The following is a 24,190-nucleotide window of genomic DNA, read 5'->3' as shown; positions in this document are numbered from 1 at the left end:
GTAATAATTGATAAAATGTTTATTACATTTTTTTTAATTAATTAACTATAATAAAGGTGAAAATTTGAATCATTCAAAAATTATTTTGGTGGCTTTCATTTCAGCGTTTGTAGCTATTACTACTGCGGTACTTGGAGTTGCAGGAACTATTATTGGTTCTGTATTATCTTCTGTACTTTATAATGTACTTTCAGAAGCATTACAAAAACCAGTTGATAATGCAAAGCTTAAAGCTAATTTTGAGTGGGAAATAGCATATTCCTTTCCATTAATTGTTATGGCATTAATTCAGCTATTGTTAATTTTTGCTATGTTGTCTGAAATGGGATTTTTACCATCAACATTTTTAAATGTTTATTTATCTCTTCAAAATGTTGCAGATAATAATTTATATAGAGTTTTAGGATTCTCATTGCTGATTATGAGTGTTTATCCATTTGTATTAAAACCTGATTTTGTTAAAAAATCTCATGGAGGTTTAATTGCATTTATTGGGCTGATATTTTTAGCTAAAGGTTTCTGTGATAGTGGATTTTTAGTGTTGTATTACATATTCCATTATTTTGATTTCCCAATAGCTTTAATTGCATTTGTATTATTGTCTACAGTAATTTATAAGATTTTGATTTCTGCTAAGGAAGCTAAAGGTGAAATTAAAAAACGTCCGGTTAATCATAATTTGGATGATCTTGAGCTAATACAAATTCGTCAAAAAAGAATGGATGCATCTTCAAAAGATAATAGTTATAGGGAGCATGGTTATAGGGAAAAACCAATAAAACATAGAGTCAGACGAAACCAAATAAACAAATCTTCTGAAAACATTCAATTTGAAACTAATGAGTTTTTAGATGACTATAAAAAGTAGATATTATGAGTAAAAAAAATAAAACATTGAAAGATATTTTAGATTGTATCTTATATGAAAACCCATCTACTCAAGATGAAATAGCTGAAAAACTGGGGATAACACGACGTTATGTTACTCAGCTGCTTCAGCCTCTTGTAAAGGAAGGAACTGTTAAAAGAGCATATATGATTGATTTAAATGTATATGAAAAATTAGCAGAATCCTTTGGAGATTATGCTCCAGTTAGTGATTCTGGATATATTTTAGTTAATGATATGCTGTCAAACATGGCTAAGCATGTTCAGTCTCAGTTACAGGAGTCATTTGATGCTGTTCAGGATTATGATGAAAATAAAGCTAATCTTGCTTTAGAAATGGATTATACAACTAATAATATGGTTGAAAAAGTGAGAACTTCTGTTGAAACTATTGTTAGTATTAATCAGCATTCGGAATTATCTAAATCCATGCTTTATAATGAAGTAGCTTATGATTTGGAACGTATTGGAGATTATTGTGGACATATTGCAAAGTTCGTAATTGAGGATGTTTATGAGGTTGATGAAGTTATTCTTAAAAATTTAAAGAAAATGCATAAAACTGCTCAAAAAATGATTAGGTCTGCGATGCTTGCATTTTTAGAAGGAAAAACTAATCTTAAGGATGATATCATGGATTTTGAAGAATCTATGCATATGCTTCAAAATAAATCTATTAACATAATAGCCACTCAAATGGCTGAAAATTCATTTGATGAAAAAGAACGTTCTAATTATTTCATGTATCTATTTAGGGTTGTTAAAGCCTTTGAAAGGATAGGAGATATTTCTATAGAGATTATTGATGTAGCTATTGAATTCCATAATAATATACCTAGGTCCACCACTCCTCGTACATTCAGATAATTTTATTATTTTTTTTATTTTTCTATTTTTATTCACTTTTTAGGAATTTTAATTCATAAAATATCCTTTCGCTTAATGCCTTATTTTCACTAAATAGGAACAATAATTCACAAAAAGTAACATTTATATACTGCTTTGTTAAGATAGTTATGTGAGGAGAAAAATGAAAAAGAAAAATAAATATTTAATTGGTATTATAGCAATTATTGTTATAATTGCAGGTGCTTTGATTATTTCTGCAGATGCAGGATCATCAAAGGTTCAAGTGGCAGGTTCAACCTCAGTTCAGCCTGTTGCTGAAAAGTTAGTCGAAGTTTATAAAGAATCTCATCCTGATGCTCAAATCAATGTGCAAGGTGGAGGATCTAGTGTAGGTATCAAAAGTGCTGAAGACGGATCTGCTGATATTGGTATGTGTTCAAAAGCTTTAGACAATAACAGTTCCTTACAGCAATATGAATTGGGAAAAGACGGAATTGTAATTGCAATCAATACTCAAAACCAAGTTTCAGATTTATCTGATGAACAGATTCAAGGAATTTTCTCTGGTAAAATTACCAACTGGAATCAAGTAGGTGGAAGTGATGGAGAAATAAACGTCATCACACGTGAAGAAGGTTCAGGTACTTTAGATGCATTTGAAAGTATTGTTATGGGAGACAGTAAAATCAAAGATGATGCTGTTGTTCAAAGTTCTACTGAAGCAGTAAAACAATCAGTTTCCCAAGATCCTAATGCAATTGGTTTTGTATCTTATGCTCATATGAGTGATGATATTAAAGCAGTTAATGTTAATGGAGTTGCACCATCTGATGCTACTATTGCTGATGGTACATACGAACTTCAAAGACCATTTTTATTCTTAACTAATGGTGAACCTACTGGCGAAACTAAAAACTTCATTGATTGGGTTTTAAGTGATGACGGTGGTAAAGTATTGGCTGATGAAAAAATTATTAAAACTTCAAAATAGATTCATAGTGGTTTGATGGAAACTAAAAACATTAATGAATTTTTTATTGAGAAAGGATTGTTTATAACAGCAATCTTTTCCATTCTTGTTATTTTTACAATATTGGCATTTATTGTTAGTGAAGCAATTCCTGCATTTCAGTCATATGGATTTTTCCATTTTTTAACAGGAAGTACCTGGGCTCCTAACGAAGGTCAATTTGGTGTTTTCCCAATGATTATAGGTTCAATATTTGTAACTTTACTTTCATTGGTGATAGCAGTCCCATTATCTTTATTATGTGCCATATTCATGGAAGAAATAGCTCCTGATAAAATAAAATTACTTTTAAAACCGGTTATCCAAACATTATCTGGAATTCCTTCAGTAGTTTACGGATTTTTTGGTTTAACAGTATTGGTACCTGTTGTACGTCAACATTTTGGAGGTACTGGATTTAGTGTATTTACAGCTGCTTTAATTTTATCAGTTATGATATTGCCTACTATTATATCAGTTTCTCAAGATGCAATTAAAGCAGTTCCAGGTGAATATAGGGAAGCAGCATTAGGTCTAGGATCTACTCATTGGCAAACAATTCGCCATATTATTTTCCCGTCTGCACTGCCGGGAATTATTACTGCAGTTATTCTTGGTATAGGCAGGGCAATTGGTGAAACTTTAGCTGTAATTATGGTTGCAGGTAATGTTGCTCAAATTCCAGGGTCAATATTTGCTCCGGTCAGGACACTTACAACAAACATTGCTTTAGAAATGGGTTATGCTACAAATTTACATTATAATGCATTATTTGGTACTGCTGTTGTATTATTCATTATAATTGCTGCTTTATTGTTAGTGGCAAATCATGTTCAAAATAAATATGGTATTGGTGCGGAGGGGATTGAATGAAGAGTTTTTGCTCTCCTAAGACTTCCCAGAAAATAATGAATGGTGTATTCATATTGTCTGGTGTTATTACATTACTTATATTGGTTACTATATTAGGTTATATTCTTGTTAAAGGACTTCCGGTTATTAATTTTGAGTTTTTATTCTCAAGTCCTATTGATGCCGGAAGGGAAGGTGGAATATTCCCTATGATTATTTCAAGTATATATGTAGTTTTCATTGCTGCAATAATAGCTACTCCATTGGGGGTTGGTGCAGCTATTTACATGTCTGAATATGCATCAAATCAAAAAGTTATCAAATTCATCAGATTCGGATCAGAAACATTGGCTTCAATTCCATCTATTGTATTTGGTTTGTTTGGTTTGGCATTTTTTGTTGTATTCTTGAAATTAGGATGGTGTATATTGTCCGGAGGATTAGTTTTAGCATTAATGGCTATTCCAACAATTTTCCAAGTTGCTGAAGTTACTTTATCTTCTATTCCAAATTCCTACAAAGAAGGAGGTTACGGATTAGGTGCTACAAAATGGCAGGTTATTTACTCAGTTATTTTGCCTGCAGCATTACCTGGAATAATTACTGGTGTTATTTTAGCTATGACAAGAGCTATTTCTGAAGCAGCAGCTGTTATGTATGCTGTAGGATCTGCTATAACAGTTCCAGTATCAATATTTGATCCGGGTAGACCTTTGCCGCTTCATTTATATGTATTAGCTACTGAAGGTGTTTCACTTCAAAATGCATATGGAACAGCAGCAGTATTGGTAATTATTGTATTAGTATTAACTATAGCAACTAATTTGGTTGTTGACAGGTATCAAAAGAAAATTATGGGGAAATAAATAATGAAACTTGAAGTTAGAAATTTAAATACATTTTTTGAGGATACTCAGATTTTAAAAAATGTAAATATGGATGTTCCGGAGAATTCTGTTACTGCACTTATTGGGCCTTCAGGCTGCGGTAAATCTACATTCATCAGAACAGTTAATCGTATGAATGATTTAATTCCAACATTCAGTCATGACGGTAATATTAGTTTGGATGGTGTGGATGTTTATGATGATGCTGTAGATGTTGTTGATTTAAGAAAAAAAGTAGGTATGGTTTTCCAAAAGCCAAATCCATTCCCAAAATCTATATTTGACAATGTTGCATACGGATTAAGAATTCATGGAGAAGAAGATGAAGATTATATTGCTCAGGTAGTTGAAGAAAGTCTAAAATCAGCAGCTATCTGGGATGAAGTTAAAGATAAATTAGATAAATCTGCAATGGGTTTGTCTGGTGGTCAGCAACAAAGATTATGTATAGCACGTACAATAGCTGTTAGTCCGGAAGTAATTTTAATGGATGAGCCTTGTTCTGCGCTGGATCCAATTTCCACATTGAAAATTGAGAATTTAATTCATAAACTTAAAGAAAAGTATACTATTGTTATGGTTACACATAATATGCAACAGGCTACAAGGGTATCTAAATACACTTCTTTCTTCTTAAACGGAGAAATAATTGAAAGCGGTTTAACAGATCAAATATTTGTAAATCCGAAAGAACAAAAAACAGAAGAATATATTACTGGAAGATTTGGTTAAGGTGATTTGATGAAGAATAAGGAATATCCTACTTATGTATTTGAAGAAAGGATGGAATCAATTAAGAAAAATCTTAGAAATTACTGTAATGACACATTAGATTTACATAGAAAATCAACCTCTTTATTATTCAATTTCGATGAAGAAATTGCAGCAGGCGTCGTTGAAAAAGCTAAAGAATTAGATGTTTGCGGTTATGAAATTGAAAGGAGTTGTATTAGATTTATAGCAATGGAACAGCCGTTAGCTACAGATTTAATGTATATTGAATCATCAATTAGAGTTATTTCTCATGTAAAAAGAATAGCTTATTTATGTAGAAATATTGCAGAATCAGCAGCTACTATTGAAGGAATTAAAGTTTCAAATAAAATAATGGGAGACTTGGAGTACATGGCTGATTATGTTCAAATCATGTTGACTAGAGGATTCGGATCTTTTTGTAATCAGGATATAAGCGTTGCAAGAGAGTTAGCTAGTGATGATGATAAAGTAGATGATTTATTTGATATTATATTGTCCCATACTACTGAATTATTAACTGAAAAAATCCAGAATGCATTGGAAATCGTCAATATTATTTTCATTGCAAGATATTTGGAAAGAATAGCCGATAGGGTAGTTAATATTGGAGAAAGAGTTATTTTCATCAATACTCATAAAAGACCTCATATTGAGGAATTAAAAAAAGAAGAACAATAAATTGATTATTTTAAATAATCAATCCTATTTTTTATTTTTTGTCATAAATTTTAGTTGTTGCATGTCTGTCTGCCCAGCACTGTACGCAAACACCAACAGGCAGTCCTGCAGTATGTGTGTGAGCTTTTAGAATTTTAACATCTAATGTTGTTGTTTTACCGCCTAATCCCATTGGTCCGATTCCTGATTTGTTAATTTCTTCAAGAATTTCTAATTCCAGTTTAGCTATTTCCGGATCAGGGTTTCTTTTACCAACTTCTCCAAGAAGTGCTTTTTTACCTAATTTTAAACATAAATCAGAGGTTCCACCGATTCCAACTCCAATTACTGTTGGCGGGCAAGGTTTTCCTTTTGCTTTCAGGACAGATTCAACTACAAAGTCTTTTATGCCTTCAATTCCTTCAGCAGGAAGAGCCATTTTCATAGCATTATTGTTTTCTGAACCAAATCCTTTTGGTAAAATAGTTATTTCGAGATAATCTTCATCTATTAATTCAATATCTATTGGAGGAATGTAGTCTCCGACATTGATGTTTGTATTTTCTCTTGTTATAGGATCTACAATATTTGGCCTAATTGGTATTTCTTTTGTAGCTTTTTCAATTCCTTCTTCAATTCCTTCTCTTAAATTTTCAACTTCAACATTTCCCAATTTAACAAAAATTACTGGCAAACCTGTATCTTGGCACATTGGAATTTGTTTTTCTTCAGCAAGTTTAATATTCTTTAAGATAGCTTCAATATTTAACCTTGCAAGTTCATTATCTTCTACTTTAAGAGCATCTTCTAGTGCTTTTTTTACATCATTTCCTAAAACGATTGCTGCTTTTTTGTAAAGTTCATAAACAGCATCTTTTATCATGTCTTGAGTAATCAAAATAAAAACCTTATTTAATATTTTTTTTTTTTAAAAAGAAAAATTAATTATAATTTTATATTTTAAGCTTTAATAAATTTTTTTAAAAATAGCTATTTTATGATGGTGTCTAAAATGCCAAGTGGACATACTTTCACACATTCTCCACATTTATCACATTTGCTTTTATTTAAAGTAATTGCTCCTCCTAAAATTTCTATTGCTTTTTTAGGACAAACCTTCAAACAGGGAGCTTCATTGGGAGGACATTCCATACAAAATAATGAAAGATTATCAGCATCTCTGGGATGCTGACAATTTCCGCAACTTACACAATTTATGTGAAGTTTTTCAGTCATGTTTTTTTCCGATTTATTCATCAAGAGCTAATCTTGCTCTTGCAGCACTGGTGACAAAGTGTACGAAACCGCGGCCAGAGGTACTTCCAACATCATATTCTCCAGCAAGTTTTGCAAGATATTTTTCCTGATTTTTAATTTTGATTTTTGCAGGATCAATAACTGAAATAGCTCTTTTGGTACATGCTTTTATACAAGCAGGACCTTCTTCTCTGTCTGCACAGAGGTCACATTTTTCAGCTACACTTTCTGCAATTGTAATTGCACCAAATGGACAAATAATACTACATAATCCACATCCGATACAATCTTCAGTTTTAACACCGTCTGTAGTCATTGCATTTGTAGGACAAATTTTAACACAGGGTGCATTTTCACAATGTTGACAAACTAATGAATAATATGCGGAATCATGCTCTATAATTTTAATTCTAGGAGCAGAGTGAATAGATGCACACATGTTTACACAATTGTTACATCCATCACATGCATCTCTATTTACAAATATTTTTTCCACTATTATTCCTCCTTTATAAGCCTAATTCTTCGCAGGATTTATCAACGTATTTTTGTATTTTTTCTATGTGTTCATCATCAAGATGTTTGAATCTTTTTTGAGGAGCTAAGTATTCTTTAACTGGTTTTCTTTCATCTGGTCTGTAAGTGATGTTGAATTCACCGTTTTCAACTTCATATAAAATCCATGATCCGGTTTCAACTGCTAATCTTCCCATTTCAATAGTTTTTTCTGAAGCAAATCCCCATCCTGTAGTACATGGTTGGTGTAAATGTATGTATGCAGGACCTTTGATTTCGGCTGCTTTTTTAACTTTGTTGACAAAGTCTTCAGGATATGCAATAGATGCAGTAGCTACATATGGAATTCCATGTGCCGCCATAATCATAGGCATATCTTTTTTAGGTTTGTCTTCTCCAAAACTGCCGCTTCCGTTTGGTGAAGTTGTAGTGCTTGCACCGTAAGGTGTTGCACCACTTCTTTGGATACCTGTGTTCATGTATGCTTCGTTATCGTAACAGATGTAGGTTAAGTTGTGTCCTCTTTCCATTGCTCCGGATAATGATTGTAAACCGATATCTACAGTTCCTCCGTCTCCTCCGAAAGCAACAACATTAACATCATCTTTTCCTTGAATTCTTAAAGCACTTTCTACTCCTGATGCAACTGCTCCTGCATTTTCAAAAGCTACATGCATCCATGGAATTTCCCAAGCGGTTTCTGGGTAAGGGGAGGTCATTACTTCAAGACAACCGGTAGCTGAAATAGCTACGGTATTTTTTCCTAATGCATTAAGAGCTAATCTAACTCCAATGGAAGCTCCACAACCTGCACATCCTCTGTGTCCTGGTGCTAAGTATTCTTTATCAGATATTTCCATTTTTATTCCTCCTTAAGTCCTATCCAGCTAACTTCTTTTTCCGGATTTTTTGTTTTTTCATAAACGTCTAAGATTGATTCTGGAGTAATGTCTCTTCCACCTAAACCGATAATAAATCCGTATGCTTCTTTATGGATTTTTGCTTTAATGTCGGTGTAGAGAGCACCACCAATTCCGAATGTAACATTTTTATCAAGAACTGCTAATTTTGAAGCATTTTTCACAGCTTCTTCAATAGCTTCAACAGGGAAAGGTCTGTAAGCTCTAACTTTAAGTAAACCTACTTTTTCTCCTTTGTTTCTTAATTCATCAACCATAACTCTTAAAGTACTGCACATTGAACCCATAGCTACGAAAATGATGTCTGCATCATCTGTTTTATAGGTATCAATAAGACCGTATTCTCTGCCGAATATTTCAGCAAACTCTTTGCAGGTTTCTTCAATAACTGGAATTGATTTTTCCATAGCTACTTGCATGTCATGTCTTGCTTCAAGATAGTAATCAGGATCAGCTAATGTACCTATGGACATTGGTTCATTAGGATCTAAGAAAGCATGTTTTGGAACATATGGAGGTAAGAATTTATCTACATCTTCCTGAGTTGGGATTTCTACAGGTTCTACAGTATGAGTTAGAATAAATCCATCTAAACATACCATTGATGGAAGTAAAACATCATAGTTTTCAGAAATTTTATATGCCATTAATGTGGTATCTAAAGCTTCTTGCGCACTTTCAACATATATTTGTAACCAACCTGCGTCTCTTTGTGCAATTGAATCTTGTTGGTCATTCCAGATATTTAATGGTGCAGATATTGCCCTATTTGCATCAGCCAATACGATTGGAGTTCTCATACCTGCGGCTGCAAATAATATTTCGTGCATTAACATTAATCCTTGTGAAGATGTTGCGGTAAATACTCTTACTCCTGCACTACTTGCTCCAACAGATGCACTGATTGCACTGTGTTCAGATTCTACTTTCACATATTTTGCATCAATTTTTTCATCTGCAACATATTGTGCAAGGTATTCTGAAATTGTTGTTTGAGGTGTAATTGGATAAACAGGAATAACTTGTGGTTTAGCTAATCTTACAGCTTCTGCAACTGCTTTATTTGCTGTCATAACTTCTTTTGTCATTTCTTCACTCCCTATTCTTTAATCATTTCGATTGCATCTGAAGGACATTCATGTGCGCAAATTCCGCATCCTTTACAGTAATCGTAATTAATGTCATGTTGTTTATTTACACTGGAGTCAGGACAGAAAATAATACAATTGTCACAATCGATACATTTTTCTTTATCTAAAATAGGTTTAAAAGTCCTCCAACTTCCAGTTTTGTTATTTTTACTACTTCCAGGTGTTTTTATTACACATCCGATAGCTACCATTTTTAATTCACCTTCTCCTTATGTTTTATCCCATGTCATAAGCCTTTTTTGTAGCTTCTGCATTTAATTCCCCAACTTTTCCAGGGAATGTTTCTTTAATTACTTCAATAAGTGATTCAATACTTACGACATTGGTTTTTTTAGCAAAGTATCCTAAGATAATTGTGTTGACAATATTACGTCCTAATAAATCTAATGCTATTCCGGTTGCATCAATGCTATGAACTGGGTGTTCACCTGAACCTTTAAATTCTTCAGCAATATTGATAATTACTTCAGTATTTTCTTTTATTCCAGAAAATACATCCACCACATTCATTAATCCATCATCAAGAACTAATACATAGTCTGGATTGTATACTTGGTATCTTATGTCAATTGGTTTGTCATCAATTCTAGTAAAAGCCATTACTGGTGCTCCCCTACGTTCAACTCCAAAGAAAGGGAAGGATTGAACGTATTTACCATCTTTAAAAGCAGCCTTCGCTAAAATTTCAGCAGCAGTTACGGACCCTTGTCCACCACGTCCGTGAAAACGAATTTCAATCATTTAGTCTCCTCCATAGTTTATCATGTATAATCATTATAAATTACAAAATATATAAAGTTTATCATGGATAATCATTATAGATTTTATAATCCTTTTTTAGTGAATATTTTATATTATTAATATTGTTAAGTGGAGTATATTTCTTTGTTTTGTAGTTACTTATAATAATTAAATAGTCATATAACTATTAATATTATGAATAAGTGGGGGAGTTTATGAAAGTTTTAATTATTACTGGAAATTTGGCATATCCTTTAATTAAAAATGTTGTAGCTAATGCTAATGTTGAGGTTATCATTCATATAGCTGATAATACGCAGGTGGCTGCATTTTTAACTCCTAGAATTATTATTGATGAAATAAAAACTCATTTTGCTAATCAATTAGGGGAAATTGACATGATTTTAGTTCCTGGTTTAATAAAAAAAGGAACCAGAGAAATAACAAAAGAATTGGGAATTCCTACTTTTAAAGGTTCAACTGATGGGGCTGATTTGGCCATGGTCTTAAATTTAATTGATCAGATTGAATTGTCTGAGGACAAACCTGCAGATAAACTGATTGAAGAAGAGAAAAGAAAAGAAGCTTTAAAATTCATTAATGATTTTGAAAATGATGAAGAAACAATCAAAAACTTATTAAAAAAACCTAATAACATCATGATTGGGAATCTTCCGGTAGGTGAAGATTTTCCAATGCGGGTGCTGTCTGAAATAGCTAATGCTCCATTTTTGTCAAAAGAAGCTTTAATTCATAAATGCCAATATTTTGTGGATTCTGGAGCTGATATGATTGATATAGGTATGGCTGCAGGTGAAGATTTTTCAGATAAGGTTCCTGAATTAATTGATACCTTAAGGCCAATTGTTGGAGATAGGCCGTTAAGTATTGACACATTAAATGCAAAGGAAATAGAAGTAGCCGCAAAACATGGTATTGATTTAGTATTAAGTTTGGATTTGGGAAATAATTCCAAAGTACTTGATGTTTTAAAGGAAACCAATACTCCTGCTGTTTTGCTTCCAACTAATTTTTCAGAAGGTTTCACTCCAAAAACTCCTGAAGAGAGAGTAAATGCAATGAACCAGCTAATTGAAGATACAAAAGGTATTGATTATGTTGCAGATTTAATTTTGGATCCTGTAAACAGCAGCAGTATTGTTGAATCAATTATGGCCTGCTTTGAATTTCATAAAACAAATAAGGCACCAATGTTTTTTGGAGTTGGAAATGTTACTGAACTGATGGATGCCGATTCGGGAGGAGTTAATGTTCTTCTTGCAGGAATAGGTATGGAATTGGGCGTAAGCATATTATTCACTCCAGAAGAAAGTGGAAAAACAAGGGGCAGTGTTTATGAATTATCAACAGCATCTAAAATGATGTTTTTGGCTAAACATAGACAATCTATTCCAAAAGACCTGGGAATTAACCTTGTTGAATTTAAAGATAAGCATAAAAGATTGGATATAATTGAAAATGAAACTGATGGGGTTCCTGAAGTTAAACAGGCAAAACCTATGAAATTTGTAAGAGATAAAGCAGGGAGTTTCAAAATCAGTGTTGATTATGGAACTACTGTTAAATCCAGCAGGATTATAGCTACACATTTTAAAAAGAACAAAGCTGATCTGGTAATTGTTGGAAATACTGCAAAAGAAATTTATGAAGAAATAATAAATAAAAAACTTGTAACAAGAATGGAACATGCAGCATATTTGGGCAGTGAGCTTCAAAAAGCACAAATAGCTATGATTACTGGAAAAGAATATGTTCAGGACTTTGATTTATTTAAAAATCCGGATGAATTTAAAATTTAATTCTATTTTCAAAACTTTTAAATAAATGCATCATTAATACTTGTAATTATATAATAATAAAGAAGGTTTGATTGTGCAAATTGACGATTTATCTGTTAAAAAAATTGACAAAATTCTTTTAAATGAAAATTATGTCCCGGATAACGAGATTTCAACAACATTATATTTATCTTTTTTACTTGGAAAACCGATGCTTATTGAAGGACCTCCAGGTGTTGGAAAAACACAGCTGGCTAAAGTAATAGCCAGTGCTTTTGATAGGGATTTCTTCAGGATTCAATGTTATGAAGGTATCACTTTTGAACAGATTGTTGGAGAATGGAATTATCAAAAACAATTATTACACCTTGAAGCAGCCAAAAACGAATCTGACAATGAAGAAAAAATATTTCATGAAGAATTCTTTATTAGGCGTCCTTTATTAAATGCTTTTTTAAATGAAAAGGATTCTGTTTTACTTATTGATGAAATTGATAAGGCAGATGAGGAAGTTGAAAGTTTTTTACTTCAGGCATTAGGTGAAAAAGAAATAACTATAAATGATTTAGGAACATTCCAGTTAGCAAATGATTTGATTGTTATTTTAACATCTAACTCTCAAAGGTCTTTACTTGATGAAACTAAAGACAGATGTTTGTTTTTATATATCCCATATCCTTCAGTTGAACGTGAAATTGAAATTGTAAAATCAAGACTTCCTGGTGCTGAAGATGAAACAGTTTCAAAAATAGTTAAAATAGTGCATGAGATACGTAATCTTAATTTAATGAAAAAACCATCTGTAAGAGGGACTGTAGATTGGGTTAGATCAGTTTCCAGTTTAGGTACTAAAAATTTCAATAAATCTTTAGAGGACAGTATTGGTGTAGCTATTAAAACTGAAAGTGATAAAAAAAGAGTTTTAAAAGACGTAATTCATAAGAAATATTAATTATAATGATATTATGATTGATAAAGTTGCAGATTTGTCTCATCAATTAAGGGAAGTAGGTTTGCCTGTTAGTGTTAGAAGTACACAGTCAGCTGCTCAAATTTATCGTGAATTAGGCGAAGATGACAGAAATCTTTTAAAAACAGCCTTAAGAGCAATTTATGTTAAAGACAAATATGATATTCCTAAGTTCAACAAGATATTTGAAAATGTTTTCAAAAAGGAAGCCAAGAAAAAGGAAGTTCTTGATGCTGAACAGAGAGGCAAAGCCTACAAGGGAACAGGACCTAAATCTAATAAGTATATTATTAAAAAACAGGGCAATATTTCCACCAAAATTAAGAAAGAAAAAATTGATAATGAAAAACTGAAACAGTTATCTGGCCAGCCGTTACTTGATGAAGTTCAAAAACTTGAAAGAGACGGAGAATTGTTAAATAAGGATTTGACAAAACTTAACAAATTTGACCCAAGAATGCTTGAAATCTGTCAAAGATTAGGCAGAAAAATAGCTAACAAACGTTCAAGAAGGAAAATTCAAACCAGTTCAAATAGAATAGACATCAGAAGAACCATAAGGGCAAATATGAAATATGGTGGCGTTCCTTTTGAACTGATTAAAGCTAAACCACGTCCTCATAAAAATGAACACCTGTTCCTAAATGATATCAGTGGATCCTGTGAATGGATCAGTAGCTGGTTTTTCATGTTGATGTTTTCAGCTCAAAGTGCATTTAAAAATTCAAGAACTTTTGAATTTGATAATAAGGTTATTGAAACAACGGGTGCTTTAAAGGAGGAATATTTAATTGATGCATTTACAAAAGTTAAAGACATGAGACTTAAAAATGCAATGGTTCACGGAACCTCCAATATGTATACTGCATTTGAGAAGTTTATGGATGTGGCTAAGTTAAACAATAAGTCTTATGTTATTATACTGTCTGATTGTAGGGATTGGGCAGGACCTAAAGTAAAAGGCATTCCGGCAAGTGTGGATTTGGTCGGTGAAATGGTTAAAAACTCTAAAAAAGTTGTAATATTAAATCCTGAAGACAGAAATAAATGGGATATTGTAGATAGTTGTGTTTCATTATATGAAGATGCAGGAGTTCATGTATTTGAAGTAAATACTCTAAATCAATTAGCTCAATTTGTAGAGCAAATGTAGGTGTAGTTATGCAATGTAGTAAATGTGGTAATTCTCAAGTTATTATTAAAAAACAGCAATCCGGCCAATACTTATGTAAGGATTGTTTTATTGAATCAATTGAAAAAAAAGTTATTAAAACAGTTAAAAAGGAAAAATTGTTGGATAAAGGAGATAAAGTTTTAGTTGCACTTTCAGGAGGTAAAGACAGTGTAACAACTTTGGAAATCCTAAACAGTTTCCGTAAAATGAACATTATAGATATCTGTGCAGTAACTGTTGACGAAGGAATTGATAACTACCGTCAGGAAGGTGTAGATATAGCTATTCGTCATGCAAAACGTTTGGGTATTGAACATAAGGTAGTTTCTCTTAAAGAGGAATATGGAATAACTTTAGATGAAATAATGCAAAAGGATAATCATATCGGGTCATGCAGTTACTGCGGTGTTTTCAGAAGAACCATAATAAATAAGGCAGCCCGTGAAATGGGTGCTACTAAAATAGCTACCGGCCATAATCTGGATGATGAAGTTCAGGCTATTATGATGAATTATCTTGAAGGAAACACTGATAATCTAACTAAATTAGGGGCCAAATCATCTTCAAAAGCTAAAGAATTCACAGTTAAAATCAAACCTTTACGCGAAATTCCTGAAAGGGAAATAGGTTTGTATGTAGTTGCAAAAGAACTGGAAGTTCACTTTGACAGCTGTCCTTATGCGCAGCAGTCCTTCAGAGGGGAAGTTTCAGATTTGATAAACAAACTTTCAGAAAAACATCCTACAATAAAATATTCAGCACTTAGGGGATATGACAAAATTAAGGAAGCTATTGGAGACGGATTTAAAAAAACTTATCCTCAATCAAGATGTGAAAGGTGCGGTGAACCGTCAGCCAACAGATTATGCAAAGCATGTACATTTTTAGAAGAATTAGGAAAGTGATGATATGACATTTACATTAATATTCAAAGATATCAGTGAAGAAAGAGACATACCAAAAGAAAGTTACACAATTAAAGATTTATTAAATGATTTGGAATTGTCTTCACAAACTATTGTTCCAAAACAAAATGGTGAATTAGTTATTGAAGAAAGTGAAATCCACGATGATGATGAAATACGATTAATTCAGATTATTTATGGTGGTTAAGTGAAAATCAATTATGAATGTGGGGCATGTTTTTTAAGACAGGCAAAAGAGGCTATGGATTTAGCTAGTGATGATGAGGACCTTAAAATAGAACTTATGAATGATATATTTACATTTTTAAGTTCCAATTTCTATAAAACAACCAATTCAAACAAAACAGGTTCAACCATCCATAATATGATTCAGGAAAAAACCGGCTGTGAAGATCCATATATCAATGAAAAAATTGCAGGCAACAAAATAGCTTTAAAATATCTGCCGGCAGTTAAGGAAGTTCTCAAAAAGAATAATAGTTTGGAAAACTATGTTAAAATAGCTATTATAGGAAATATTCTGGATTTTGGAGCATTTACTATAGATACTGATGTTGGAAGTTTAATAAGCTCTGCTTTAGAAAGAAATCTGGCTGTTAAAGACATTGATGAGTTTGAAAATGCCTTAAAAAAATATAATAAAGTACTGTATTTGGTTGACAATACAGGTGAAATTGTATTTGACAAACTTTTGCTTTCTAAAATAAAACAGTATGATTTGGATATTACAATAGCGGTCAAATCCAGGCCAATTATAAATGATGCATGCAGACAGGACGCAATCAATGTGGGGCTGGATGAATTTGGGGAAATTGTAGATATTGGTGCAGGAACAGTTGGATATGTAGACAGTGAAATTTCAGATGAATTCAGAGAAATTTTTTCAGCTCATGATTTTATAATTTCTAAAGGAATGGGAAATTATGAGGGGTTAACTGAAATAGATTTGTCTTCTAAGGAAGTTTTCTTTTTATTATGTTCCAAGTGTACAACAATTTCAAAAAATATTGGTGTAAATTTACATGATATGTTACTTTTAAAAAATAGAAACTAATATATCTGATGATTTATTATAATACATTCATGAAAAAATGTAGTTTATATTTCATTATTTTCATAATAATTGTAATTATTGCATTAAGCGGATGGTTTTCAATCAATGGTGATTTTGAAAAAGAAGAAGCTTCCGAATCAGAATTCAACATTATTGATACTGCAGGAAGTTTGTCTGAAGCACTTCAAAAAGCCAAAACAAGTGATAAACAGGTTTTTGCTGTTTTTGAATCAGATACATGTACTTATTGCCATCAGTTAAGGCAAAATACTCTAAATGATGCTCAAGTCATGGAGAAACTTAATGAAAGTTATGTAGTTGTCATAATTAATGTTAATGACAGTCCTGAAATAGCCAGTAAGTACAATGTTTATTCAACTCCTACTATGCTTATTTTAGACAGTGAAGGTAATGAATTAAAATCTATTGAAGGATATTATGGGCCAGAGGATTTAATAAAAATGATATGAGGAGAGATTATGGAAATTTTTCTGTTTGTTTCTTTTATTACAGGAGTAATTTCAATTTTATCTCCTTGTATTTTACCTGTTTTACCTATTTTTATAGGATTTAATTTAAAAAAGAGAAAAAATACTGAAATCATTTCATTTGTTTTAGGTTTATTTGCTATTTTTATAATTATACTGTTTGCAACAGTATATTTTACAGCAGCTATTTACAGATACTTAAATTATATTCGAGTTATATCTGCATTAGTTTTACTTTTAATTGGCGGATTTTTATTAACTTCATGTTCATGTAGGTTTCCAGCATTAACTTATAAAAATAGAGACAATGCGTTTATTTTAGGATTTTTAACTTCATTATCATGGGCACCATGTTACAGCGGATATTTAATTTCACTTTTGACATTGCTTGTAAGTTCGGGAAATCCTGCTTTTGTAGCAGTCAACATTCTTTTGTATTGCCTTGGATTCGGATTAACATTATTAGTTCTGGGATATATAATTTCTAGTATGGATATCTCCAGATTTGCCAAGAAAACAGAACATATTCAGAAAATATTTGCAATATTAATTATATTTGGAGCTATTTATATGTTAATAACAGCTCTTGGGGGAATTTTGTGAAAATAGGATTTATTGGATTCGGAAAGGTAGCTAGAAACTTAGTACGGTTAATTAACTCTGAAAATATTACTTTTTTAACTTCCGCCCAAAACAGATCAGAAAACACGATTAAAAATATGGAAGAATCGGATGTGGAAATTTTAGATACTTTTAAAGAGGTGGCTACTCTTTCAGATATTTTAATTTCAGCAAACAGTCCAAATCAGGCATTGGATGTAGCTGTCAAATATGGGAAGTATTCTAAAGGAATCTATATGGATTTAAATAACATTTCTCCTAAAGAAACTTTAGAAATTAACAAACATGTAAATAATTTTGTAGACGGGGCGATTATTGGAAAAATAGATTCTGCAAATCCGATATTATATCTGTCCGGGAAAAATCTGGAAAGTCTTGATTTTTTAAATGATTTTTTGGAAATTCGAAAAATCAGTGAAAATCCTGGTGATGCATCTAAATTAAAATTACTTAGAAGCATGTATACCAAGTCTCTTTCAGCTGTTTTAATAGAAAGCTCTGAAGTAGCTAAAAATTTGAATTTGGAAGAGGAATTTTTTGATATTTTATCTTTAACCGAAGGAGAAGATTTTAAAAAAAGCGCTTTGTCAAGAATTAACAATACAAAAAATTCCAAAAAAAGAAAGGCTGAAGAATTAGAACAGATAATTGACTATTTTGAAAACCAGGATTTGACAATGGTTAAAGCTTCTTTTAAAAAGCTCAACCGATAGTTATATCAACTTTATATCCTTTTTTATCCTTTTTTATATGTGCAGTTGTTGGGATAAAGTTTGAATCCATAATGTATCTAAGATAAGTAACTTCTTTTGCAGGTAATCTTAAATTGGTTTTAATCTTTTTACCGTCTGCTTTTAGCTGAACTGAAATTTTATTATCTTTATCAATATATAAATCAGCATTCAGTCCTTCTGAAACAATTTTGGTTTCGAATTTGGTTAAATTTAAACCTGCATGAATGTTCAATGGAGGAGTATCAACTTTAATGTTTTTGTTTCTAAAGGTTTCATTGGCTTCTTTGGCGCTTACTCCTTTTTCACCTTCATTTGCAACGTACCATGCTCTATCAATTACTCTTTGAACTTTCTGACCTTCAGGAATAACTCCTTTAGCTTCATAACTTTTCATAAGGTCCATTACTTCTTTTTTAGTAACTTCCTCTTCAATAGCACTTACAGCCAGCCTGGTCATAACTGGTCCGTAATTTGCCCTTCTGAATACTGCCCAAATTGACTCAGGATCTCTATAAACTCTTCTTTTAATTATTTCATTTATAGTATTTCCGTTTAGGTAAGCTATCTTTTCAAGATTTCCTCTTGAATAGGTATTCATTCTTTTATAAATTTCAGCCCAATTGCGCTCACCTGGAATTCTGCCGGCAGCTATTTCATCTTCAAGAATCTCAATAGTTGTTTTTGGAAGTAGCTTTCTGGTTTCTTTAGGAATTGTCATGTCATTATCTAAGATGGACTTTCTGATTTTTCTTCCGGAATATTTCTCTTTGTTAAATTCGGGAATTACATGATATTCCAAAGGCGATCCTAAAAATTCATTTAGGGCATACCAGCGTATTTCATTTCGGTTGGGATAATTTTTAGGCATACCGACAAAATTTCCCTGTTTAACAAATTTTTGAGCTTTATTTTTAATTTCGTCAAGTGAAATATGTGCTGAGGTAATATAATCAGTAGCACCATCTTCGTACATTTTATTTAATCTGATTGGAACACTATAAGATAAAACAAGTCTATGGTGAAGACCTTCGAATGATTTTACTTCATCTGCTCCAAGAGCTAAAGCCATATCACGTCTGGCTTCAAAATTTACAAAAAATGGACCGTGATTAGCACTGTATCCTTTATTTAAATATACAACTAGCTTTTTTTGTTTTTCATCAGCTAGTTTTCTTCCTTCTTTAATTAATTTTTCATGACCTTTGTGTACTGGGTCAAAGTCTGCACTAATAGCTATCAATTTCAACACCAAAAAAAGAAAAAGTTGATGGGGTTAACCATCTATAATTTTTAAAACACCGGTTATTACTAACCATAATCCTATTAAAGTACCTAGAATAATAGGGTCTGCAACGTAAGTACCAACAATAATGTAGAGTAAACCTAATATTATTCCGCTTACGCCTATATAAAATCCAAATCTTGCGTGGCGGTTGTTAACTAAAGCAACAACTCCAACAATAATCAGTACAATTCCTGCAAGATAAAGTGAAATTTCTGCAAGAAATGCAAATAAATTAGGATTAAATATTAAACCAAGACTTAAGAATAACAGTATAATTCCCAAAATTAAATCAATAATTGCTCCGGATTTATTATAGTCTATAATAGCTACTCCTGCAACAAGCAGATAAATAGAAATTAAAAGAACAGATAATCCTATTAAGGAACTGGTCCCAATAACACCAATCATTGGAAATGCGATGATTATTATTCCTAAAATGATACCCAGTAAACTAACAAATTTATTTTTCATCTTTTTCCTCCGTATTAATTTTAATATTTTATATATTCATATATTTTTTCTTTAAAGTAGTTAAAATTATTCATGCAAAAATTTTATCATGTTGTTTAAATAATATTAATTATTATTGATTTAGCTGGAAATAGTGATATGAATTTTAAAAAATATGTTAAATATATTCCTTTTTTGATATTTTTAATCATTTTATTGTGTTATCATTGGAAATTAGCAGTAGTTACTGCAGATTATCCTACTTTCCAGACAATAGTTTCAAAACATCCTTTATTATCATTAACTAAAAATGGATTTTTAAGTTATAGGTATGCAACCTGGAGTTCCAGATCTCTTATAGAATTTAATGTAGGGGTATTGGTATCTGTTCCTACAGAAATTTGGAGAATATTGGATTCAGTTATTTTTACAGCTATTGCTGTGTTATTAAGTAAATTGCTGGCTAATAATAATGAAAGTCCTTTCTTTTATAATTGTTTGGCTTGTTTATTTGTAGGTTTATTTATATTAACTTTTTCTAAAATATTGGAATCTGCGGGTTGGTTAGCAACTACAACAAATTATATATGGCCGATTTGTTTTATATTAATACATTTTTATCTACTTAAAGAATTTATATTTAAAAATAAGGACATATCTAAATTTAAAAGGACAATAATATATTTAATTTTAATTATCACATTATTGGAAGCTATTAGCTCTGAACAGTTACTGGTTATGGTTGGTGGCGCATATTTATTTGCTATAGTTTATTGTTTATATAAAAAGATTGAAATTCCTAAATTAATTTATTTATTTATAATCATAATTCTTTTTAATTTCATTTATGATTTCTGCTGTCCGGGAAATATAAATAGAGTAAAAGTAGTTACTAAACTGGGATTTCCGGATTATGCTAATTTCAACATCATAAATAAATTAGATGTAGGGATTAATTATTTCTTAAGTTGGATTTTAATGGCAAAAGACTTATTTTCAGTAATTTTCCTAGCTTTGCTTGGTTTTTATACTTATTTAATATCTAATAAGAAGAAAATAACTATAATTACTTTAATTCCCTGTTTGGCAGTATTATTTTTTGCATCACTAAGATTCGCAAATTTCACCACTGTTTATAGTTATTTTGATTTAACTAACTTGAAACATGGTTTATTAAGTTTAGGATTTATAAGAATGCTGAGCTGTGGTGTGATGTATCTTATAATTACATTAATACCTTTATATTCAATTTATCTGATTTATAAAGACAATAAAAAGTTAGGTTATTTTATATTTGTATTATTAATATTGGGTTTCGGATCTGTGATTATTTCAGGTTTTACTCCTTCATTAACTAGTGATGGCAGAATATATTTAAATTATTTATTTGTAATGATAATTTTAGATTATTTGCTGGTTGATAAAATATTGGAATTTAAAAATAAAAATTAAATTTTATATCTCTTTATATTAGAAAAAATATTTTTTTTAATATAATGGGAGATGTTTTGCAGGTACAGTTGACTTATTCATATCTGCATTATTAACTTCAGCTAACCATTTGTTTTTACAGTCACACTCATACTCAATTGGAGTTTGTGTTAAGTTATTGGCTATTATCATATGTTTTAAGTCTTTATTGCATTTTTTACAATTGTAAGGTCCGCGTCTTGAACCGAAACCTGAAGTGTCAAGTAATGTAGGAATATCCAACTCTTTACGTACTGTATTTATAATTTCAATACAGCTCCAAATCCAAGGAGGCTGATATGCTCCTTTTCTCCACATTCTTTCAATTAAAGTTCCTCCATGTATTGTAGCAGGACAGAAAGAGAGTCTGTCAACATTATGGTCTGCACAGTATCTTGCAGTTTCAATAGCTTCGTCAATAGCGTCTTTTTCATTTAAAAGAATAGGTTTTACAAAAATGTATGCTTTGGATTTAAGATTATATCCTTTTTTGCTATTTAATTTTTGAATTAATGATACTGCATTGTTGAAATCATCTAAACTGAATCCTTTGTTTATTTTTTTAAGCCGGGTATAATCATTGGAAGTCTCCAAACCCATACTGATTTCAAATAAAGTATCTCCAATAATATCTACCACTTCATCGATGTATTCTTCCTTAACATATTCTGCTCTGGATTCAACTACAATTTCATGAACATTGCCCAGGTCCATTAAAATATTTAAAATTTCATCACGGGCATCTTTTGGAAGTTCACGAGGATTTAAAAAACTTCCTGAAGCAAATAGTTTTACAGTTATTTTATCTTCTTCATTAACCGGAAAACGGTTTAGGTGCTGTTTGAATATGTCCACTATGGTTTTGCTGTCGATTGGCTCTAATGTACAGTCTGAAACATAACTGCACATTGTACATCCGCCGCTGTCTCCAATTGCCCAGGAACATCCGGGTGTAGGCAATATAATAAATAAAGTTTTTGCAACTCCGTCATAAGTCAAATCATCATTATACCAGCTGGCTGCTACCTGGCTGGGGGTTTTTGGATCTTTTCTCTCAAAAGCCAGGGCTCTAATTTCTTTAGTTAAATTTTCAATCTCCATTATATATACCTTATAATAAAATTAATATTAATATTTAAGGTGTTGATATAATTAAAAACTTTGCTAATAGTAATGATTTAATCTTAAAAAAATATGGATTTAAAAACAAAAAAGTAAATTCAATTTTCAATAAAAGAAAAGGGGAAAGAAATTTTAATCTCTTTTTAGAGGATTATACAATTAATCCATATATGGGATGTTCATTTGACTGTGTATACTGTTATATAAACGGAAGTAAATATGCAAAGAAAACCAACAGCTATTATGTAAAATCTAATGCATGTGATCTGGTTTATAACAAATTAAAAAAATTAGCCAGAAATCACGAAAGAGTATTTTTAAATTTCGGTTCGGCATCTGATCCATATATGGAAATAGAAAAGGAATTGGAATTAACACGTGAGATTTTAAAAATATTTCTAAGATTCAAATATCCCGTACACATTATAACAAAATCTGACTTAATTTTAAGGGACACTGACATTCTAAAAAAGATAAATGATGCAGCGATACTGCCTGATGATTTGAAAGGTTTAAAATCAAAAGTTTGTGTAACATTTTCATTTTCAACAGTTGATGATGATTTAGCTAGTTTGGTTGAGCCAAATGCACCTTTGCCTTCACAAAGACTAAAAGCAATGAATACATTAGCTAAGAAAGGTTTTCATGTAGGAGTTGCATTGATGCCAATATTGCCTTATATTAATGATGATTTGGAAAGTCTTGAAAATTTTGTTAAAGTATTTAGGAAAAGCAATGCTGCCTATTTAATTCCAGGTGCACTTTCACTTTTTGGAAGCAGTGAAATTTCATCTAGAATAAAGTATTATAATTTTGTTAAAAGTAATTTTCCGGAAATACTGGATGATGTAAAAAGCTTATTTTATAATAGGGAATATCCTTCAAATAAGTATCAGAATAATTTATATAGAAAAGTAGTAAGAATTTGTAAAAAACAGGGCATCAAAACAGCAATGATTTAAAAAAATAAAAAAAAGAAAAAATTAGGAGTTTAGAAACTTGCGATTACTTCTCCTAATAATTTGATGGATTCTTCTACATCTTTTCCGATTGGAGAACCAGCTACATATTGGGTTACACCCATTTCAGCTAATCCTTCTACTTTAGGGATGAATTCATCAGGAGTACCTGCTACGGAGAATGCATGGAGTAAGTCATCATCGATTAATCCGATAGCTCCACCGAAGTCACCTTTACCTAAGCAAGCACCGATTTTTTCGTTGATACCTTCAGGTAATCCGTGTCTTTCGATAACCATAGGAGGGGAACCAGCTGCAATGAAAGCAACAACAATTTTTGCTGCAGCTTTAGCTTTTTCAGAATCAGTTCCGATAGAGGTTGCAGTGTATGCACCTACATCAAAGTCAGCTACATTTTTACCAGCATTTTCAATTCCTTTTTTAATAAGAGGTAATGCTGCTTCGTAATCTTTAGGGTTGGATGCATTAATTAAAACACCGTCTGCAATTTCTCCAGCGGTTTCTAACATTTTAGGTCCTTGAGCACCCATATAAATTGGAAGGTGTTCTTGAACAGCTTTTACTCCACCTAATGCTGCACCGGTTTCAGTTTTTTCACCAGCGAGTAAAGTGTTAATGTCAGCAATAGCAGCTT

29 protein-coding genes (1 of these 29 running past the window's edge) are annotated in these 24,190 nt (G+C 31.5%); 18 read left to right on the top strand and 11 right to left on the bottom strand.

Features of this window, described 5'->3' with window-relative positions:
• The first annotated feature begins 64 nt into the window (after positions 1–64).
• From MSM_RS02850 to MSM_RS02820, 7 genes are all read left to right on the top strand, one after another.
• Entirely contained in the window at positions 65–868 is an 804-nt protein-coding gene (locus tag MSM_RS02850; RefSeq protein ID WP_011953982.1) for a hypothetical protein, read from the top strand.
• Between the two features lie 5 nt (positions 869–873).
• On the top strand, positions 874–1,755 hold the full coding sequence (locus tag MSM_RS02845) for a phosphate signaling complex PhoU family protein (protein ID WP_011953981.1): 882 nt from the start codon (positions 874–876) through the stop codon (positions 1,753–1,755).
• A gap of 163 nt (positions 1,756–1,918) precedes the next feature.
• Entirely contained in the window at positions 1,919–2,728 is an 810-nt protein-coding gene (locus tag MSM_RS02840) for a phosphate ABC transporter substrate-binding protein (RefSeq protein ID WP_011953980.1), read from the top strand.
• A 15-nt stretch (positions 2,729–2,743) separates the two neighbouring features.
• Positions 2,744–3,619 carry a phosphate ABC transporter permease subunit PstC gene (pstC, locus tag MSM_RS02835; protein WP_004036593.1) on the top strand — a complete coding sequence of 292 codons (876 nt, stop codon included), beginning with the start codon at positions 2,744–2,746 and terminating at the stop codon, positions 3,617–3,619.
• On the top strand, positions 3,616–4,464 hold the full coding sequence (pstA, locus tag MSM_RS02830) for a phosphate ABC transporter permease PstA (protein ID WP_011953979.1): 849 nt from the start codon (positions 3,616–3,618) through the stop codon (positions 4,462–4,464). Before pstC ends, pstA begins: the two co-directional genes overlap by 4 nt.
• A gap of 3 nt (positions 4,465–4,467) precedes the next feature.
• Positions 4,468–5,217 carry a phosphate ABC transporter ATP-binding protein PstB gene (pstB, locus tag MSM_RS02825; protein ID WP_004032319.1) on the top strand — a complete coding sequence of 250 codons (750 nt, stop codon included), beginning with the start codon at positions 4,468–4,470 and terminating at the stop codon, positions 5,215–5,217.
• 9 nt (positions 5,218–5,226) lie between these two features.
• Positions 5,227–5,919, top strand: a complete 693-nt coding sequence (locus MSM_RS02820; RefSeq protein WP_011953978.1) for a phosphate signaling complex PhoU family protein — start codon at positions 5,227–5,229, stop codon at positions 5,917–5,919.
• Between the two features lie 31 nt (positions 5,920–5,950).
• Here the strand turns inward: MSM_RS02820 and MSM_RS02815 are convergent, their stop codons facing one another.
• The 7 genes from MSM_RS02815 to MSM_RS02785 all read right to left on the bottom strand — a co-directional run bounded on the left by MSM_RS02815 (position 5,951) and on the right by MSM_RS02785 (position 10,483).
• Positions 5,951–6,796 (bottom strand): fumarate hydratase, encoded by an 846-nt coding sequence (locus tag MSM_RS02815; RefSeq protein WP_011953977.1) that lies wholly within the window; start codon positions 6,794–6,796, stop codon positions 5,951–5,953.
• 92 nt (positions 6,797–6,888) lie between these two features.
• Entirely contained in the window at positions 6,889–7,134 is a 246-nt protein-coding gene (locus MSM_RS02810; protein ID WP_004032316.1) for a 4Fe-4S binding protein, read from the bottom strand.
• A gap of 13 nt (positions 7,135–7,147) precedes the next feature.
• Positions 7,148–7,651 carry a 4Fe-4S dicluster domain-containing protein gene (locus MSM_RS02805; RefSeq protein WP_011953976.1) on the bottom strand — a complete coding sequence of 168 codons (504 nt, stop codon included), beginning with the start codon at positions 7,649–7,651 and terminating at the stop codon, positions 7,148–7,150.
• Between the two features lie 13 nt (positions 7,652–7,664).
• Positions 7,665–8,531: a pyruvate synthase subunit PorB gene (gene porB, locus MSM_RS02800; RefSeq protein WP_004032314.1), complete on the bottom strand. Its 867-nt coding sequence runs from the start codon at positions 8,529–8,531 to the stop codon at positions 7,665–7,667.
• 2 nt (positions 8,532–8,533) lie between these two features.
• Positions 8,534–9,679 (bottom strand): pyruvate synthase subunit PorA, encoded by a 1,146-nt coding sequence (porA, locus tag MSM_RS02795; protein WP_004036607.1) that lies wholly within the window; start codon positions 9,677–9,679, stop codon positions 8,534–8,536.
• An 11-nt stretch (positions 9,680–9,690) separates the two neighbouring features.
• Complete coding sequence (porD, locus tag MSM_RS02790) at positions 9,691–9,933, bottom strand: pyruvate synthase subunit PorD (protein WP_004032311.1); 243 nt, start codon at positions 9,931–9,933, stop codon at positions 9,691–9,693.
• Between the two features lie 25 nt (positions 9,934–9,958).
• Positions 9,959–10,483, bottom strand: coding sequence for a pyruvate ferredoxin oxidoreductase subunit gamma (locus MSM_RS02785; protein WP_004032310.1), 525 nt, complete (start codon positions 10,481–10,483; stop codon positions 9,959–9,961).
• A 215-nt stretch (positions 10,484–10,698) separates the two neighbouring features.
• Between MSM_RS02785 and MSM_RS02780 the strand changes: the two genes are divergently transcribed.
• From MSM_RS02780 to MSM_RS02740, 9 genes are all read left to right on the top strand, one after another.
• The gene (locus MSM_RS02780) at positions 10,699–12,303 is read left to right on the top strand and encodes a dihydropteroate synthase-like protein (protein WP_011953975.1); all 1,605 of its coding nucleotides are present in this window, start codon (positions 10,699–10,701) and stop codon (positions 12,301–12,303) included.
• 73 nt (positions 12,304–12,376) lie between these two features.
• Positions 12,377–13,234, top strand: coding sequence for an AAA family ATPase (locus MSM_RS02775; protein WP_004036611.1), 858 nt, complete (start codon positions 12,377–12,379; stop codon positions 13,232–13,234).
• Positions 13,235–13,247: 13 nt separating this feature from the next.
• A complete protein-coding gene (locus MSM_RS02770) occupies positions 13,248–14,405 on the top strand; it encodes a VWA domain-containing protein (RefSeq protein WP_011953974.1) in 1,158 nt (385 codons plus the stop codon).
• An 8-nt stretch (positions 14,406–14,413) separates the two neighbouring features.
• Entirely contained in the window at positions 14,414–15,331 is a 918-nt protein-coding gene (locus MSM_RS02765) for a TIGR00269 family protein (protein WP_004032306.1), read from the top strand.
• A 4-nt stretch (positions 15,332–15,335) separates the two neighbouring features.
• A complete protein-coding gene (locus MSM_RS02760) occupies positions 15,336–15,539 on the top strand; it encodes a MoaD/ThiS family protein (protein WP_011953973.1) in 204 nt (67 codons plus the stop codon).
• Positions 15,540–16,406 carry a damage-control phosphatase ARMT1 family protein gene (locus MSM_RS02755; protein WP_011953972.1) on the top strand — a complete coding sequence of 289 codons (867 nt, stop codon included), beginning with the start codon at positions 15,540–15,542 and terminating at the stop codon, positions 16,404–16,406.
• A 29-nt stretch (positions 16,407–16,435) separates the two neighbouring features.
• A complete protein-coding gene (locus MSM_RS02750) occupies positions 16,436–16,876 on the top strand; it encodes a thioredoxin family protein (protein ID WP_004036624.1) in 441 nt (146 codons plus the stop codon).
• Positions 16,877–16,885: 9 nt separating this feature from the next.
• Positions 16,886–17,497, top strand: a complete 612-nt coding sequence (locus MSM_RS02745) for a cytochrome c biogenesis CcdA family protein (protein WP_011953970.1) — start codon at positions 16,886–16,888, stop codon at positions 17,495–17,497.
• Positions 17,494–18,228: an NAD(P)-binding domain-containing protein gene (locus MSM_RS02740; protein ID WP_011953969.1), complete on the top strand. Its 735-nt coding sequence runs from the start codon at positions 17,494–17,496 to the stop codon at positions 18,226–18,228. The genes MSM_RS02745 and MSM_RS02740 overlap by 4 nt, the downstream gene beginning before the upstream one ends.
• On the opposite strand, the gene MSM_RS02735 is transcribed toward MSM_RS02740, so the two are convergent.
• A complete protein-coding gene (locus MSM_RS02735; RefSeq protein WP_011953968.1) occupies positions 18,218–19,498 on the bottom strand; it encodes an adenylyltransferase/cytidyltransferase family protein in 1,281 nt (426 codons plus the stop codon). The genes MSM_RS02740 and MSM_RS02735 overlap by 11 nt on opposite strands.
• Before the next feature lie 24 nt (positions 19,499–19,522).
• Positions 19,523–20,005: a DUF308 domain-containing protein gene (locus MSM_RS02730; RefSeq protein WP_004032298.1), complete on the bottom strand. Its 483-nt coding sequence runs from the start codon at positions 20,003–20,005 to the stop codon at positions 19,523–19,525.
• A 138-nt stretch (positions 20,006–20,143) separates the two neighbouring features.
• Here MSM_RS02730 and MSM_RS02725 point away from each other — a divergent pair, with 138 nt between their 5' ends.
• On the top strand, positions 20,144–21,436 hold the full coding sequence (locus MSM_RS02725) for a DUF6056 family protein (RefSeq protein ID WP_011953967.1): 1,293 nt from the start codon (positions 20,144–20,146) through the stop codon (positions 21,434–21,436).
• Positions 21,437–21,472: 36 nt separating this feature from the next.
• On the opposite strand, the gene MSM_RS02720 is transcribed toward MSM_RS02725, so the two are convergent.
• Positions 21,473–22,555 (bottom strand): archaeosine biosynthesis radical SAM protein RaSEA, encoded by a 1,083-nt coding sequence (locus MSM_RS02720; RefSeq protein ID WP_011953966.1) that lies wholly within the window; start codon positions 22,553–22,555, stop codon positions 21,473–21,475.
• A gap of 191 nt (positions 22,556–22,746) precedes the next feature.
• Between MSM_RS02720 and MSM_RS02715 the strand changes: the two genes are divergently transcribed.
• Positions 22,747–23,538, top strand: coding sequence for an SPL family radical SAM protein (locus tag MSM_RS02715; RefSeq protein WP_011953965.1), 792 nt, complete (start codon positions 22,747–22,749; stop codon positions 23,536–23,538).
• Positions 23,539–23,567: 29 nt separating this feature from the next.
• On the opposite strand, the gene mer is transcribed toward MSM_RS02715, so the two are convergent.
• Positions 23,568–24,190, bottom strand: partial view of a 5,10-methylenetetrahydromethanopterin reductase gene (gene mer / locus MSM_RS02710; RefSeq protein ID WP_004036631.1) — the 3' portion only. The gene runs 343 nt beyond the window's last position; the window shows 623 of its 966 coding nt (coding positions 344–966); its start codon lies beyond the right edge, outside the window; it ends in the stop codon at positions 23,568–23,570.

Source organism: Methanobrevibacter smithii ATCC 35061 (assembly GCF_000016525.1).
GTDB lineage: Archaea > Methanobacteriota > Methanobacteria > Methanobacteriales > Methanobacteriaceae > Methanocatella > Methanocatella smithii.
Note: the sequence above shows the minus strand (reverse complement) of the source record. Positions and strands in the feature narration are given on the sequence as shown.